At 70.4% G+C, this 15,334-nt stretch carries 12 protein-coding genes; 7 read left to right on the top strand and 5 right to left on the bottom strand.

Annotated elements, in window-relative coordinates; translation table 11 throughout:
• The first annotated feature begins 5 nt into the window (after positions 1-5).
• The 3 genes from QF035_RS21350 (at position 6) to QF035_RS21340 (ending at position 5,436) form a co-directional block, all read left to right on the top strand.
• The gene (locus tag QF035_RS21350) at positions 6-1,826 is read left to right on the top strand and encodes a serine/threonine-protein kinase (protein ID WP_307522044.1); all 1,821 of its coding nucleotides are present in this window, start codon (positions 6-8) and stop codon (positions 1,824-1,826) included.
• Positions 1,827-1,953: 127 nt separating this feature from the next.
• Positions 1,954-3,579 carry a succinic semialdehyde dehydrogenase gene (locus QF035_RS21345; protein ID WP_307522042.1) on the top strand — a complete coding sequence of 542 codons (1,626 nt, stop codon included), beginning with the start codon at positions 1,954-1,956 and terminating at the stop codon, positions 3,577-3,579.
• A gap of 78 nt (positions 3,580-3,657) precedes the next feature.
• Complete coding sequence (locus tag QF035_RS21340) at positions 3,658-5,436, top strand: GMC oxidoreductase (protein WP_307522041.1); 1,779 nt, start codon at positions 3,658-3,660, stop codon at positions 5,434-5,436.
• A 145-nt stretch (positions 5,437-5,581) separates the two neighbouring features.
• Here the strand turns inward: QF035_RS21340 and QF035_RS21335 are convergent, their stop codons facing one another.
• A complete protein-coding gene (locus tag QF035_RS21335) occupies positions 5,582-6,613 on the bottom strand; it encodes an LAETG motif-containing sortase-dependent surface protein (protein WP_307522040.1) in 1,032 nt (343 codons plus the stop codon).
• A 265-nt stretch (positions 6,614-6,878) separates the two neighbouring features.
• Between QF035_RS21335 and QF035_RS21330 the strand changes: the two genes are divergently transcribed.
• Both QF035_RS21330 and QF035_RS21325 read left to right on the top strand, forming a co-directional pair.
• Entirely contained in the window at positions 6,879-8,078 is a 1,200-nt protein-coding gene (locus QF035_RS21330; RefSeq protein ID WP_373466693.1) for a hypothetical protein, read from the top strand.
• A gap of 19 nt (positions 8,079-8,097) precedes the next feature.
• Positions 8,098-8,895: a hypothetical protein gene (locus QF035_RS21325; protein ID WP_307522038.1), complete on the top strand. Its 798-nt coding sequence runs from the start codon at positions 8,098-8,100 to the stop codon at positions 8,893-8,895.
• Positions 8,896-9,555: 660 nt separating this feature from the next.
• Here QF035_RS21325 and QF035_RS21320 read toward each other — a convergent pair.
• Positions 9,556-9,876 (bottom strand): chorismate mutase, encoded by a 321-nt coding sequence (locus tag QF035_RS21320; RefSeq protein ID WP_307522037.1) that lies wholly within the window; start codon positions 9,874-9,876, stop codon positions 9,556-9,558.
• A gap of 600 nt (positions 9,877-10,476) precedes the next feature.
• Here QF035_RS21320 and guaA point away from each other — a divergent pair.
• A complete protein-coding gene (gene guaA, locus QF035_RS21315; protein ID WP_307522035.1) occupies positions 10,477-12,051 on the top strand; it encodes a glutamine-hydrolyzing GMP synthase in 1,575 nt (524 codons plus the stop codon).
• An 18-nt stretch (positions 12,052-12,069) separates the two neighbouring features.
• Here guaA and QF035_RS21310 read toward each other — a convergent pair whose 3' ends face one another.
• Together QF035_RS21310 and QF035_RS21305 are read right to left on the bottom strand one after the other, a co-directional pair.
• Positions 12,070-12,567 (bottom strand): pyridoxamine 5'-phosphate oxidase family protein, encoded by a 498-nt coding sequence (locus QF035_RS21310; protein WP_055617230.1) that lies wholly within the window; start codon positions 12,565-12,567, stop codon positions 12,070-12,072.
• A 75-nt stretch (positions 12,568-12,642) separates the two neighbouring features.
• On the bottom strand, positions 12,643-13,161 hold the full coding sequence (locus tag QF035_RS21305) for a hypothetical protein (RefSeq protein WP_055617229.1): 519 nt from the start codon (positions 13,159-13,161) through the stop codon (positions 12,643-12,645).
• Between the two features lie 279 nt (positions 13,162-13,440).
• Here QF035_RS21305 and QF035_RS21300 point away from each other — a divergent pair, with 279 nt between their 5' ends.
• Positions 13,441-14,235: a class II aldolase/adducin family protein gene (locus tag QF035_RS21300; protein WP_307522032.1), complete on the top strand. Its 795-nt coding sequence runs from the start codon at positions 13,441-13,443 to the stop codon at positions 14,233-14,235.
• Between the two features lie 68 nt (positions 14,236-14,303).
• Here the strand turns inward: QF035_RS21300 and QF035_RS21295 are convergent, their stop codons facing one another.
• Entirely contained in the window at positions 14,304-15,209 is a 906-nt protein-coding gene (locus tag QF035_RS21295) for a DUF4429 domain-containing protein (protein ID WP_307522031.1), read from the bottom strand.
• Positions 15,210-15,334 lie beyond the last annotated feature (125 nt).

The following is a 15,334-nucleotide window of genomic DNA, read 5'->3' as shown; positions in this document are numbered from 1 at the left end:
GGGGCATGAGCGATGACGGGGGGCGGTTGATCGGCGGCCGTTACCGGCTGGCCGAGCGCATCGGCTCCGGCGGCATGGGCACCGTATGGCGGGCCGTCGACGAACTCGTGGAGCGGGACGTCGCGGTCAAGGAGCCGCGCCTGCCCGGCGATCCGCAGGACGCGGCCCACCAGCGCGCGTACAACCGGCTCCAGAGGGAGGCGCGGGCGGCCGCGCGCGTGGAACACCCGGCGGCCGTCGCCATCCATGACGTGGTCGTGGAGGACGGACTGCCCTGGATCGTCATGGAGTTGATCCGCGGCGAGTCCCTCCACGAGGTACTGCAGCGCGGCGCGCTCCCGCCCGCCGAGTCCGCCCGGATCGGGCTCGCCGTTGTCGGCGCGCTGAAGGCCGCGCACGCCAAGGGCATCGTGCACCGGGACGTGAAACCCGCCAACGTGCTGCTCGGACAGCACGGCCGCGTCGTGCTCACCGACTTCGGCATCGCCCACATCCAGGGCGAGGAGTCCATCACCATGAGCGGGGAGTTCGTCGGCTCCCTCGAATTCATCGCACCCGAGCGGATGTCCGGCCGCGGCGCGGGCCCGGCCGCGGACCTGTGGTCCCTCGGCGTCTGCCTGTACGCGGCCGTCGAGGGCTGGTCCCCATTCCGGCGTACGACGCTGGAGTCCACCCTCGCCGCGATCCTGTCCGCCGAGCCGCCGGAACCCGAGCACGCGGGGCCACTCGGCGCCCTGATCGTGCGGCTCCTGGCGAAGGACCCGGACGAGAGACCGGACGCGGACGAGGTCGTCGTCGCGCTGGAGGCGGTGGCGGAACGGTGGCCGGTCCCGGCATCGGCGCCGCGGGGAGATCTGACGTTTCCTCAGGACGCCTCGGCATTACGGGAGTTCGCGGACGATTCGGGGACGGTGCAGCTCGTCAAGCCTCCCGCCTCGGATGAGGCACCGGAGAAGCCGAGGTCGTCGGAGTCGCCCGAGCCGCGTGAGCCGTCCGAGCAGCCGGAAGCGTCCCAGGCGTCCGAGCCGCCCAAGGCGTCGGCTGCATCGGCGGAATCGTTCCGGCCGAAGTCGCCCGCCCGCTCGGACACGGCCACTTCCTCGGAGGCGGACACCCCCTCCGATCCCCCCGCCCCGTCGGAGGACACCCGGGCCGAGCCCATCCCCGTACGCCCCGGGCGCAAGCGCTCCACGGGGCGCCTGGTGGCCGGAGTCCTCGCCGGTGCCCTCCTCGTCGCGGGTGGTGTCTGGGCCGGGACCTCGCTCACCGACGGCAGCGCGACCGCCGTGGGGGGCGAGCCGTCGGTGACCCCGAACTCGCCCACGACCAGGGACAGTTGGGTCGCCCACGAGGAGCAGGATCTGAACGCCGTCCTCTCCCTCCCCAGGCAGTACGTGCGCTTCCACGAACAGGGCGGCCCCGACGACCAGCCGCGCATGGCCATCTACGACAACGACGAGGTCGTCCAGGTCCGCCTCACCCAGTGGGACGAGGCGCCGCGCTCGCCGATGGGCCAGGCGAAGGACTCGGCCGAGGCGTGGGCCGGATACGGGGAGTCGCAGACGCAGTACACGAAGACGTCCTTCCACGGGAACGAGGCCGTGCTCGTCGACACGACCTACGAGACCGAGGGCAGGCTGGTCCGCGTCATGGAGCTGATGATCCTCACCGACGACAGCCGGCTGTACGAGCTGCGCGTCGACATGCCGAAGGGGACGGCGGACGAGAAAAGGGGCACCGAAGTGTTCAAGGGGGCGCGCGACCGACTGGAGATCGGCGGGTCGAGGAAGTGGTCCCCGCGCTCCGATTTTTCGGTCGGGCCCTGATCGTCGCCGGACAACCCCCTGATCAGGCCATTCATTGCCAGTGATCGCTGGCGCTGTGTGTGCACTCGGTGAATCCCTATTACCGCCGGGTACCCAAAGCGGCGGGCCCGGGCATACGCTGCGGGCCATGACCGACTCGCAGGCCCCGGTACAGGCCCCGGAAAAGACCGGCACCAACCCCCTCGCGCCCGCCCCCGAGGGCGCCCGCACGGCTGCTGACGTGGTCACGCCGGAGCTGATCGCGCAGCTCACGCGTGGCGTGGTCGGTTCGGGCCGCACCGCCAACCACACGCCGTTCACGGGCGAGAAGCTGGCCGACCTGCCCGAGTCCACCCCCGAGGACGTGGAGCGGGCCTACGAGAAGGCCCGCGCCGCGCAGGCCGTCTGGGCCCAGACCCCGGTCAGGCAGCGCGCCGCCGTCCTCCTCCGCTTCCACGACCTGGTGCTCGCCCGCCAGGCCGAGGTGCTGGACCTCATCCAGCTGGAGACCGGCAAGGCCCGGCTGCACGCCCACGAGGAGGTGCAGGCCGTCGCCGTGGCGGCCCGCCACTACGGCCGCAAGGCCGTCTCGTACCTCAAGCCCAAGCGTCACGCGGGCGCCGTGCCGACCCTCACCAAGGTCACCGAGCTGCGCCACCCCCGGGGCGTCGTCGGCCAGATCGCCCCCTGGAACTACCCGCTGGAACTCTCCGTCGGCGACGCGATCCCCGCCTTCGTCGCGGGCAACGCCGTCGTGATGAAGCCCGACACCGAGACCTGCCTCACCGCCCTGTGGGCCCGTGACCTGCTGATCGAGGCGGGTCTGCCGGCCGACGTCTTCCAGGTCGTCCTGGGCGAGGGACCGGTCGTCGGCCCGGAGGTCGTCAAGCGCGCCGACTACGTCTCGTTCACCGGCTCCACCCGCACGGGCCGCGAGGTCGCCCAGAGCGCGGCGGCCCGTCTGGTCGGCGTCTCCCTCGAACTCGGCGGCAAGAACGCCATGCTGGTCCTGGAGGACGCCGACATCGACAAGGCGGCGGCCGGCGCGGTCCGCGCCTGCTTCTCGTCCGCCGGCCAACTCTGCATCTCCATCGAGCGGTTGTACGTCCACGAGTCGATCGCGGACGCCTTCGTGGAGCGCTTCGCCACCCGCACCAGGGCGATGCGGCTCGGCAAGTCCCTCGCGTACGGCGCCGAGATGGGCTCGCTCGTCGGCGAGCGCCAACTGGAGACGGTGACCCGGCACGTCGAGGAGGCGGTCTCCAAGGGCGCCAAGCTCGTCGCGGGCGGTGTCGCCCGCCCGGACATCGGCCCGTACTTCTTCGAGCCCACCATCCTGGACGGCGTCGAGGCGCCGATGGCGGTCTGCAACGAGGAGACCTTCGGCCCGGTCGTCTCCATCTACCGCTTCAAGGACGAGGACGAGGCGGTCGAACTCGCCAACTCCACGCCCTACGGCCTCAACTCGTCGGTGTGGACGAATGACGGCCGCCGCGGCGCCAAGGTCGCGGCCCGCCTGCGCACCGGCACGGTCAACGTCAACGAGGGCTACGCGCCCGCCTACGGCAGCGTCCAGTCCCCGATGGGCGGCATGAAGGACTCCGGTCTCGGCCGCCGCCACGGCTCCGAGGGCATCCTCAAGTACACCGAGGCCCAGACGATCGCCCAGCAGCGCCTGCTGCCCATGGCCCCGTCCCTGGGCATGGACGACGAGGGCTACGCCCAGTTCATGAGCCGCAGCCTGAGGCTGATGAAGGCATTCCGGTTCCGCTAGGCGCCCCGTAAGGGGCGCGGGGAACTGCGCGAGCAACCACAGAGCACCCGCACGGCACACTCAAAGGGGAGAAGGCACGTGCCTCAGGACGCTTACGACTACGACGTCATCGTCGTAGGTTCCGGATTCGGCGGCTCGGTAACCGCCCTTCGCCTCACGGAGAAGGGCTACCGCGTAGGCGTCCTGGAAGCGGGCCGCCGCTTCACCCCGGGCACGCTCCCCAAGAACTCCTGGGACCTGAAGAACTACCTCTGGGCGCCGAAACTCGGCATGTACGGCATCCAGCGCATCCACCTCCTCGGCAACGTCATGGTGCTCGCGGGCGCAGGCGTCGGCGGCGGCTCGCTCAACTACGCCAACACCCTCTACGTACCGCCGAAGCCGTTCTTCGAGGACCCGCAGTGGAAGGACATCACCGACTGGCAGGAGGAGTTGAAGCCGTACTACGACCAGGCCCGGCGGATGCTCGGCGTACGGCTCAACCCGACCATGACCCCGTCGGACGTCCACCTCAAGGCGGCCGCCCAGCGGATGGGCGTGGGCGACACCTTCCACATGGCACCGGTCGGTGTCTTCTTCGGTGACGGCGAGGACGCCGACGGAACCGCGAAGGCGAGCCCCGGACAGCAGGTCGACGACCCGTACTTCGGCGGGGCGGGCCCGGCCCGCAAGGCATGCGCCGAGTGCGGCGAGTGCATGACGGGCTGCCGGCACGGCGCGAAGAACACCCTCAACGAGAACTACCTCTACCTCGCCGAGAAGGCGGGCGCGGTCGTCCACCCGATGACGACCGTCGTGTCGGTCACGGACGACTCGCAGGGCGGCTACGCCGTCGCGACGCTCCCCACGGACGAGAAACGCAAGGGCGAAGGCAGGACCTTCAAGGCCCGCCGGGTCGTCCTCGCCGCCGGTACGTACGGCACACAGACCCTGCTGCACCGCATGAAGTCGGGCGGCCAACTCCCTTACCTGTCCGGCAGGCTGGGCGAGCTGACCCGTACCAACTCCGAGGCCCTGGTCGGCGCGCAGACCGACAACCGCCGTTACCGGAAGGCCACCGGTGAGGCGAAGGTCGACTTCACGCGCGGAGTCGCGATCACCTCGTCGGTCCACCCGGACGAGAACACGCACATCGAACCCGTCCGCTACGGCCGGGGCTCGAACTCGATGGGCAGTCTGTCGATCCTCCAAGTCCCCTATGCGGAGGGCTCGTCGAGGGTTCTGGGCTGGCTGGTCAACGCGGCGAAGCACCCCACCCTCGTGGCCCGCTCGCTCTCCAACCGCCGCTGGTCGGAGCGGACCATCATCGGCCTGGTCATGCAGTCCCTCGACAACTCCCTGACGACGTACCTGAAGCCGAAGGGCGCGGGCAAGGGCCTGCTGACGGCCCGACAGGGCCACGGCGCCCCCAACCCCAAGCAGATCAAGGCCGCTTCGGAGTCCGCCTCCGCGATCGCCGCGGAGATCAACGGCTTCGCCGGCTCGAACGTCGGCGAGCTGATGGGCACCCCGCTGACCGCCCACTTCCTGGGCGGCTGCCCGATCGGCGCGTCGGCGGACGAGGGCGTCATCGACCCGTACCACCGGCTGTACGGACACCCCGGCATCTCGGTGGTCGACGGCGCCGCGGTCTCGGCGAACCTGGGCGTCAACCCCTCGCTCACGATCACCGCGCAGGCGGAGCGCGCGATGTCGTACTGGCCCAACAAGGGCGAGGAGGACCCGCGACCGGCGCAGGGCGCCGCGTACGAGCGCCTGAAGCCGGTCGAGCCCCTCGCCCCCGCCGTCCCCGCGGACGCCTTCGGCGCACTGCGCCTGCCGTTCCTGGGAATGCCGACGGTGCCCCCGAAGAAGTAACTCCGGCCGTACTTCCGTACGCCTTCCGTGCTTCTTGCAACAGGTGGCGGGAAACGACGAAGGACCTGCGCCCCCCTCCGAGCGCAGGTCCTTCGTTTCTTGCGTGAAGCGTTGGTCGCGTGAAGCGAGTTACGCCCTACGCGTCCTAGACGTCGGCAGCAGCCTTGCGGCGGCGGACGACGAACACCGCACCGGCACCGGCGACGACGGCCGCGCCGCCGACGAGACCGATGGTCGGCAGGGCCGAGCTGGAGCCGGTCTCGGCGAGGTTGCCGGTCGGCAGCTCGGAGACGTTGCCCTGCGGCTTCTTCACCGGGTCCTTGCCGTTGTCGCTCGGGTCGGCGGTGCCCGGGTCGGGGTTGGTCGAGCCGGCCTTCAGCACCTCGAAGTCGTACTGCGCCCAGCCCTCGGCGATGCAGTCCTGGCCCTTGATGTTGTCCAGGTAGGCGCCGGAGCCGAAGGAGTACGAGTCACCGGCCGGAGCGCCCTTGTCGACGCTGAAGCGCAGGGCGACCTTCTCGCTCGCCTTCGCCTTCAGGGACTCGACGTAGAAGAAGTAGTCACCGGCCCAGCTCTCGTCGCCGATCCGCTCCCACTTGCCGGACTCGGTGTTCTTGAACTCCAGCGTGACGTACGGGCTCAGGAACTTCGCCTCGTCGAGCTCGTAGTTCTCGATCTCGGCGTAGAAGGCGACACCCTTGAGGTCGGCCTTCGACTCGTTGGTGACGACCAGGTTGAAGTTGTGGAAGCCGTCGCCCGCGACGATCTTGCCGGGCAGACCCTTGATGTCCGCGGAGACCTTGGCGTCGCCGTAGTTCTCGTCGAGGTCCTCGCAGTACGGGACGTCCGGGTCGGTCGGGTCCTCGCTCGGCTCGGGCGTCGTGGTCGGCGACCCGGTGGGCGTCGTGCTGGTGCTCGGGGTCGGCGTGCCCGAGGGGATCTCGGTGCTCGGCGGAGTCGTCGTGGGCGTCGGGCTGGGCGTCGTCGTCTCGGTGGCGGACGGCGTCGCGCTCGGCGTCGTCGTGGCGGACTCGGTCCCGGTGGGCGTGGGGTCCGTCGCGAAGGCGGCAGGAGCCGACAGCAGCGCGAGCGGAGCTATGACGGCCGTCGTGGCCGCAGCGGCCATGACACGGCGAAGCTTCATGAAGACCTCGGAGAGTCCGGCGTACCGCAGCATTGCGGCACGAGAGGTTGGGAGGCCTCCGCGTGCGGGGTACGCGGGTACGGCCGTTGGTTCCGCAAGTGAGACCTGTGACTCCTGTAAAGGGTTGTCCCCGAACTCACAGAATTTTTATGTGGGCTGGGTCACAGCCGGCTCGGACTTGTAAACTCCCGTGCCCACGCCATAGAACTGTCCATCGTTTGTCCGTCGAGTAATCCGTCGAGTAGTTCGAAGAACACGTCGATCCGCGGGTCGATCATGGGGGAGAGGCGCGAGCGCCGTGGCCGAGAAGCCGTCGGAGAAGTCACCCGAGGAGCCCGGGAAATCCGCAGAATCCGGGAGATCCGGGCAGTCCGGTGAGTCCGTACCGGAGGACGTGTGGGCGCAGTTCGTCCAGGACAGCGAGCGGGACATCCGCACGTCCGAGGCGCCCAAGGAGCCCTCCGCGCGAGCCCGCATGGTGACCGAAAGGCTGCGGCAGCAGGAGGCGCGCGGCGAGCTGCCTCCGGGGTGGCGTACCGGGCCCGCCTGGCAGGAGATGAACGGGCGGGCGGCCCGGCGCCGCAAGGTGTGGACGGTCATCGGCGTCGTGCTCGCGATCGTGGTGGCCGTGGTGGCCATGAAGCCGTCCCTGGTGCCGGGTGACCCGTTCGGCACCGGCACGGACACGGACGGGGGCACGCAGTCGGCGAACCCGCTGCCCGACGAGACCGCGGCCCCGTCGAACGCCCCCTCCGCCGCGCCCGGAACGCCCACGCTGGACGAGCCGTTCGCCGGTTCCCCGGCCGTGCGGTACGCCGACGGCGCCGCCGGAATCGTCCTGCCGGAGGCCAAGCCGGTCGGCGCGTTCGGCAAGGACCAGGTGGCCAAGGCCCTGGCACAGACCAAGTCCCTGCTCGTCGACGCGAACCTCGACCGCAAGACCCTGCTCGGCGGCACCCCCGAGACCACGCTCGACAAGATCCTCGACCCCAAGCAGCCGGGCATGATCGACGACGCGAAGTCCTGGCTCCGCAAGCCCGGCAAGGAGAGCGACCCGCTCTCGCTCTTCAGCCGCTTCGACCCGGACGAGGTGCGGCTCGTCGGCGACGTGGTCAAGACCCGTGGCCGTACGACCTTCAAGGCGGGCAAGGACGGTGCCGTCGCCATCCACGCCGACTACACCTTCGTCTACCCGCTGGCCCTGGCCGACCCGGACTCCACCGAGGTCTCCCGCACCATCGTCCGCCGCATCCTCGACCTGGAGCTCCTCAACCCGGCGAAGTACGAGGTCACGCCGGGCAGGCTCTCGGTCAGCCGCCACGACCAGGATCTCGCCAACTCCGCCTGCGACGTCTACGACGGCTTCCTGCACCCGCAGTTCGACTCGGTCGAACCCACGGGCGCGCCGCCGAGCGGGCCCACGACCGACCCGTACGACCGCAGCCGGGAGCTCGACAAGTCCGGGACGGAGTCGTGTGGGACGGTGTCCCGGACATGAGTACGGACATGAGCAGGACATGAGCAGAAGGATCACGCGGACCCTCGTGGCCGCATCGGTCGTCGTCGGCCTCGGATGCGCCTCGGCGTGCTCGGACGGCGGCGACAAGGACAAGAAGGCGGCACGGACGTCGGCCACCGGGCAGTCGGCCGACAAGTCGAAGGAGAAGGCGAACGGCGAGGACGGGAACGGGGCCGGGGACAAGGCGAAGGGGTCGGGCAAGGACTCCTCGGCCGCCCCGGACACGGACGAACCCCTGACCCGGGCGCAGTTGAAGAAGGCCGCGCTCACGACGGCTGACGTCAAGGGATACAAGGTCGAGGGGGCCGGATCCGCCGACCTCCAAGGGGCGTCCTCCCCGGCGGGCCCGGCCAGGTGCCAGCCGGTCGCCGACATGTTCCTGTTCACCACCGACCCGGTCTCACGGACCTCGCTCAGCCGCGGCGTCACCGCCAAGGACGAGACGAACGCCTCGGTGACCACGCTCGCGCTCCTCTCGTACGGGTCCGGCGAGGCCGACGACGTGCTCGCCGGGCTGCGCAGGGCGACCGGCGAGTGCACGGCGTACCGGTACGTCGGCTACAAGTACTCCGGGGTCAAGGCGCTGGCCGATCCGAAGCTGGGCGACGAGTCCGTCGCGTTCCGGCTGGTCGCCTCCATCGAGGGGGCGGAGGTCCCGGCCGCCTACACGGTCGTCCGCGACGGTTCGACGCTGGTGGCCTTCAGCTCGATGAACATGCTGGACGCCGACGAGGTCGAGGTCCCGGCCGAACTCGTCGAGGCGCAGCTCGCCAAGCTGAAGAAGACGACGGCCTGACGGGACGGGACGGAACCGCACGGCCCGGCACGGTCCGGGACACGGGACCGGCCGCACGTCGTACGGACAGGCGAAGGGCCCCGCGGGCGAACCGCGGGGCCCTTCGTGGTCAGCACCGACGTCAGGGCAGCGCCGGTGCCTGCGGGACGGCGCCGGGGGGTGCGCCGCTTACTGGCTTCTCCGCCGGGTCGGCGCCCCGGCGCACGGGGGAGTGCGCGTGGTGTCGACCAATGGCGGTAAGACGATCCAATGCTGCTGTCTGCTCTGGGACTTGGGGTGGTTCCAAACATCGTGCTCGATGGGCCGCGGCCTCCGCAACCGTTTCGACCGCCCTTGCACAGATTCCGCCGGTCGGTTCCGGGCGTCCCCGGAACCGACCTCTCTTGGGTGACCGGGCTGCTGTCCCCTGCCGTCCGGTCACTTCTCTGGAACGAGGTCCCACGGCGCACGTCCGTACGCCTCATCGTTCCAGCGGAGCCACGCGTGGTTCTTCGGGCCCGCCCCTGGCTGACACGGACACCGGGACCAACGAAGCCCGCCGCGGGGCGGTCACGCGCCGTACGGGTGAGAGGACATGCGTACGTGCGTGCACCGGACGTCCGTCGTACGCGGGTGTCGTACGCGGATCCCGGACGTCCTCAGCATCCTCGGAGGTGGTCTTCAGACGCGGCCGCGGCAGAGCTCCAGGAGTGTCATCGCGAGGGAGGTGCCCGGCTTGCCGAGCGCGTCCCTGTAGTGGCCGAGGACGTCCATCTCGCGGGACAGGTTCACGCGGCGGCCTCCGGAGGCGATGCGGGCCTCCTGGATGACCGCCGAGATCGCCATGCGTTCCTGGACGAGGCCGATGATCCGGTCGTCGAGGGCGTCGATGCGTTCGCGGGCGCCGGTGATGACGTCGGCGGCCGCTTCGGTACGGGCGCCGGTCCTGTCCGCGGTGGTGTTCTCGGTGGTGCCGGTGGCCGTGTCGGCGGCTGTGCTCATCTCGGGGGCTCCTCTTCGAGTGGGGTGCCCCGGAGCGGCAAGGTCCGGAAACCGCGAGGCGCCCCGGGCCTTGTCGGCCCGGGGCGCCTGGGAAGTCGCTTGTCAGTTGCTCAAGCAGCACGACCATGGCAGCCGGTGGGCCGGTTGCCATAGGTAAAGACGAAGGTCTCGTGCGTGAGCATGGGAGCAGTATGCCCGGGCGGGCGGTGCCGTCCAACTCGGTTCGAATCCTGAGACACCTTTTTCGGCCCCGCCGCCCCTACCCATTCCCGTCACTTACCGGGGGCTGCCGCCCCCAGACCCCCGCATCGGCCTGAACGGCCTCGTCCTCAAACGCCGGACGGGCTGGGTGGGTGGGGGTTGGCGGGGGTGGGCAGGGGATCGGCCTGGAAGTAGGGCGCAGCCCGCCTTCCAGGGGCGCGGGGAGCTGCGCGGCCAGCCACAGCGGGCCCGCACCCGAAATCGCACCCACGGGGTCTGGGGCGGAGTCCCGGTGGCGACACGGGGCCGGGGGACGGAGCCCCCGGGGACGGGACGGGGGCTCCGGGCGCCCGGTTAGACTCGGGAGTACATCCCTGCTGAACCGCCGGAAGGCAAACCGTGCCAGAAGCGTCCCCCGTCGCCCCCGACACCGTCCTGGTCGTCGACTTCGGTGCGCAGTACGCCCAGCTCATCGCCCGCCGAGTCCGCGAGGCCCGGGTCTACAGCGAGATCGTGCCGAGCACCATGCCGGTCGCGGAGATGCTCGCCAAGAACCCGGCGGCGATCATCCTCTCCGGCGGCCCCTCGTCGGTGTACGCGGAAGGCGCCCCCCGCCTGGACCGCGCCCTCTTCGAGGCCGGCGTCCCGGTCTTCGGCATGTGCTACGGCTTCCAGCTGATGGCGACCACCCTCGGCGGCACGGTCGACAACACCGGCGCCCGCGAGTACGGCCGTACGCCGCTGCACGTCTCCAAGTCGGGCTCGACCCTCTTCGAGGGCACCCCGGACGAGCAGTCGGTGTGGATGTCCCACGGCGACGCGTGCAGCGCGGCCCCCGAGGGCTTCTCGGTGACGGCCTCCACGGACGTCGTCCCGGTCGCGGCCTTCGAGAACGACGAGAAGCGGCTGTACGGGGTCCAGTACCACCCCGAGGTCATGCACTCCACGCACGGCCAGCAGGTGCTCGAACACTTCCTGTACCGGGGCGCGGGCCTCACCCCGAACTGGACCACCGGCAATGTGATCGAGGAGCAGGTCGCCGCGATCCGCGAGCAGGTCGGCGACAAGCGTGCCATCTGCGGCCTGTCCGGCGGCGTGGACTCCGCCGTAGCGGCCGCTCTCGTCCAGAAGGCCATCGGCTCCCAGCTGACCTGCGTGTACGTCGACCATGGTCTGATGCGCAAGGGCGAGACCGAGCAGGTCGAGAAGGACTTCGTGGCCGCGACCGGCGTACAGCTGAAGGTCGTGGACGCGGAGGAGCGGTTCCTCAGCGCGCTCGCCGGGGTCTCCGACCCCGAGGAGAAGCGGAAGATCATCGGCCGCGAGTTCATCCGGGTCTTCGAGCAGGCGCAGGCCGAGATCATCGCGGACGCGGGTCCCGAGGTCGCCTTCCTGGTGCAGGGCACGCTCTACCCGGACGTCGTCGAGTCCGGCGGCGGCACCGGCACCGCCAACATCAAGTCCCACCACAACGTGGGCGGGCTGCCGGAAGACCTCGAGTTCAAGCTGATCGAGCCGCTGCGCAAGCTGTTCAAGGACGAGGTCCGGATGGTCGGCCAGGAGCTCGGCCTGCCGGACGAGATCGTCCAGCGCCAGCCGTTCCCGGGCCCCGGCCTCGGTATCCGGATCGTCGGCGAGGTCACCAAGGAGCGGCTCGACCTGCTCCGCGAGGCCGACGCCATCGCCCGCGAGGAGCTGACGGCGGCCGGCCTCGACCGCGACATCTGGCAGTGCCCGGTCGTGCTGCTCGCGGACGTCCGCAGCGTCGGCGTCCAGGGCGACGGCCGGACGTACGGCCACCCGATCGTGCTGCGGCCCGTCTCGTCCGAGGACGCCATGACCGCCGACTGGTCGCGCCTGCCGTACGACGTCCTCGCGAAGATCTCGACGCGCATCACGAACGAGGTCGCCGACGTCAACCGGGTCGTCCTCGACGTCACGTCGAAGCCGCCGGGCACCATCGAGTGGGAGTAGCCCCAGGGCTGCTGAAGGTCACGTCCGCTTGAGAGTCCGCACCGGCTCTCCGGGTTTCCAGATCTCGACGACCAGGTACTTGTCGTCCTCGACGTAGGTCCGTACGACCTCCGTCAGCTCGGTGCGGAAGAGGTGGAACGGCTCCGGCGGTTCCACCTCTTCGGCGTACCGGGCGCGCTCCGCCGGGTCCTCGACCTCGACGGCCCGGCCCGCGATCCGTACGTCGCCGCCCGCCATCTCCGTGCCGGGGCCCGGATTGGCCTGCAGGGCGAAGCGCGGGTCGCGGCGCAGGTCCAGTGCCTTGAGCGAGTCCGGCATCATGCCGAGCCACAACTCCCCGTTCAGGAACCGGACTTCGAGTCCCGAGGTGCGTGGCGACCCGTCCTTGCGGAGGGTCGCCACGATGTGGTGCGTGAAGGCCGCGAACCGGTCCTCGACGGTCTTGGCGAGGTCCGGTTCCGCGGCGGTGAACGCTGCCCAGTTCGATGTCCTGCGGGTCGATGTCGTCCGAGTCATACGACGAGTCTTACGCCGATACCCGACATCTTCTGTCGCCTTTGCGGCGTAGGAATTCCCGGGCGGGCGGATCGCTCAGATCAGCCCCGCCGACCGCAGCCGCCGGGCCAGCCGGTCCTTCCGTAACACCTCCAGGCGCAGGAAGACCGCGAACACCGCGGCCATGGTGGCGCTCGCGGCGAGCGAGGCCCTCCAGCCCGCGGGGATCAGCAGCAGCGCCATCAGGGCCGCGCTGGCGGTCATGAAGACGGCCTTGCGGCGCCAGTCCAGGTCGTCGGAGAGCGCGTCGAACTCGATACGGGCCTTGAGCAGCCCGACCGCGGGTGCCACGTCGGGCAGCGGTTTGAGCGTGCCGGGGCGCATGCCCGGAGCGCGGCCCGCGGCGAGGCGGCCGAGGGCGGCCGTGCTGCGTTCGCGGGCCTCGGGGCGGGGGTCGCGCGTCAGGCGGACCTGGAGTGTTTGTCCGAGTCTGTTCGTCTCCTCGTAGCGGAATCCGTACTGCACGGCGATGTAGGTGAGCGCGGCGAGGCGGCGGGGGGACCCGCCGAGGTCGTCCAGGACGACCACGTCGCGCGTGGCGATCTGTCTGAGCATGCCTGTGACAAGGCGCTCGTTTCTCTTCATGGGCGGGTGGGGGGTGCGGTCGCGGGACGCGGTCCGCGCAGCGTAGGGGGGTGACTGCGCACGGGGGTCCTCCAGGGGGCGTCGGTGCAGGTGCCCGACCGAATAGATTGGCTCCAGACAGGCAGACCATCGACCCCGTGCAACGGTTGTGCACTCTCTTCACGAACATCTCTGTTCTCCTGCGCTGACCGCCGGTAACTTCCCGCCCGTAAACACGTACGGAGTCCGTACCTCAGGGCTGGAGGACATATGCACGGGCCCACACCGCCCCTGCCGCTTCCCACCGACCGGCTGCGGTTCGCCATGCCGCCGATGCACGAGTCGCTGGACGACGAACGGAGGCACCGCAAGGAACGCCTCGCGGGCGCGCTGCGGCTCTTCGGCCGGCTCGGGTTCGAGGACGGGGTCTCCGGTCACATCACCGCGCGCGATCCGGAGTACAGCGACTGTTTCTGGGTCAACCCGTTCGGAATGCCGTTCAAGCACGTCACGGTCAGTGACCTGGTCATGGCCAACGAGGACGGGCAGGTGATCGAGGGCCGCTATCACGTGAACCAGGCGGCGTTCACCGTGCACGCCCAGGTGCACGCCGCCCGGCCGGACGTCGTCGCGGTCGCCCACTGCCACTCGGTGCACGGCCGCGCGCTGTCCGCGCTCGGCGACCTGCTCGACCCGATCACCCAGGAGAGCTGCGCCTTCTACGAGGACCACGCGCTGTACGACGCGTACTCGGGGGTCGCCGTGGACGCCGAGGAGGGGCGGCGGATCGCCTCCGGGCTCGGCACCCGCAAGGCGCTCGTGCTGCGCAACCACGGGCTGCTGACCGTCGGCGACTCGGTGGACGCGGCGGCCTGGTGGTTCCTGTCGATGGAGCGCTCGTGCCAGGTGCAGCTGACGGCGTGCGCGGCGGGCCGTCCCGTACTGATCGACCACAAGCAGGCGGTCGCGACACGGGAGCAGCTCGGCGGGGACCTGGTGGCGTGGATCAACTATCAGCCGCTGTGGCAGGACATCAGCCGCAGCGAACCCGACCTCCTCAGCTAGCCGATCTCCTCAGCTAGCCCGATCTCCCCAGTCGGAAGGCCCGAGTCGGAATTCCCGAGTCACCCGTGTCAGAAGTCCCGCAGCACCGCCGCCTTCGTCGTCGCGAACTCCTCGTCCGTGAGCACCCCGTCGCGGTGCAGCTCGCCCAACTCCCTGAGGCGGCGCAGGAGTACGTCGTGGTGGCCCTGGCGGGGCAGCTGAGGTACGGAGTCCTCGGGTGCGGTCGGGAGGCGGGGCGGGTCGCCCTGGGCGTACTCGCCGGACCGCGTGGACGGGTGCGGGAGCCGGGCCATGACCGCGGTGGCGACCAGCGCCGTGAGCAGATCGCGGCGGGCACTGCCCCACAGGTCGAGGGCGAACGGGTCCTTCTCCGGCGGCAGTTTGGAGAACACCGAGTCGCGGGTCACGAAGCGCAGGAACCCGTCCTCGTAACCGGAGTTGGGCAGCCACTCCACCTGGACGAGGTCCGGCAGCTCGATGATGCGCGGGCCCGTCGCGCGCTTCACCCGGTCCGAGGTGTCGCTCCAGTCGATACGGACCTGGGTGCCGTCGAAGGACACCGTGCCGTCGCTGGAACGGACCGAGACGGGGACGGGAGGGCCCGGCACGAGGTAGGTTCTGGCCGGTTCCTTGGGGATCTCCTCGAGGAGCAGGGCGCGCCGGATCTCCTCGGCGACGTACTCGGCGACGCCCGAGCGGTCGATGTCCACCGTCAGCCGGTACGGGTCCGCGGGCTCGGGCAGACGGCCACCGGTCGCCTGGAGCAGAGGGTCGGCGCCCTCGCGGAGTCTCAGGCGCAGGCGGCCCCGCTTGCGTTCGGGTTCGTAGGCGACGCCCGCGACCGCTTCGAGGGGCACGGCGATCTCTCCGTACGTCTGCCGGAACAGCGGCACGGAGCGGTGCAGTCCAGGAGTGATCCGGACCGTGCTGCCGTCGAAGGCCCAGGTCCCGTCGCGCTGGATGATCTCGGCCATACGGGAATTCTCGCAGCCGGGTCAACACGGGGGTGGGCGCTTCACCCGCGCTGACCAGACCTGGCGGACGCGTGGGGTGTGGGGTACGGCACAATGCGCTGTCGTCGCGAGGCACTTGTGCGGCT

This window comes from Streptomyces umbrinus (genome assembly GCF_030817415.1).
GTDB classification, from domain to species: Bacteria; Actinomycetota; Actinomycetes; order Streptomycetales; family Streptomycetaceae; genus Streptomyces; species Streptomyces umbrinus_A.
This window is presented reverse-complemented; position numbering and strand designations above follow the sequence as displayed.

Bases quoted from the DNA above. Each gene is read 5' to 3' on its own strand.
- QF035_RS21350 (WP_307522044.1), top strand. From the start codon at position 6: ATGAGCGATGACGGGGGGCGGTTGATCGGCGGCCGTTACCGGCTGGCC.
- QF035_RS21345 (WP_307522042.1), top strand. From the start codon at position 1,954: ATGACCGACTCGCAGGCCCCGGTACAGGCCCCGGAAAAGACCGGCACC.
- QF035_RS21335 (WP_307522040.1), bottom strand. From the start codon at position 6,613: ATGCTGCGGTACGCCGGACTCTCCGAGGTCTTCATGAAGCTTCGCCGT.
- QF035_RS21325 (WP_307522038.1), top strand. From the start codon at position 8,098: ATGAGCAGAAGGATCACGCGGACCCTCGTGGCCGCATCGGTCGTCGTC.
- QF035_RS21320 (WP_307522037.1), bottom strand. From the start codon at position 9,876: ATGAGCACAGCCGCCGACACGGCCACCGGCACCACCGAGAACACCACC.
- QF035_RS21310 (WP_055617230.1), bottom strand. From the start codon at position 12,567: ATGACTCGGACGACATCGACCCGCAGGACATCGAACTGGGCAGCGTTC.
- QF035_RS21305 (WP_055617229.1), bottom strand. From the start codon at position 13,161: ATGCTCAGACAGATCGCCACGCGCGACGTGGTCGTCCTGGACGACCTC.
- QF035_RS21300 (WP_307522032.1), top strand. From the start codon at position 13,441: ATGCACGGGCCCACACCGCCCCTGCCGCTTCCCACCGACCGGCTGCGG.
- QF035_RS21295 (WP_307522031.1), bottom strand. From the start codon at position 15,209: ATGGCCGAGATCATCCAGCGCGACGGGACCTGGGCCTTCGACGGCAGC.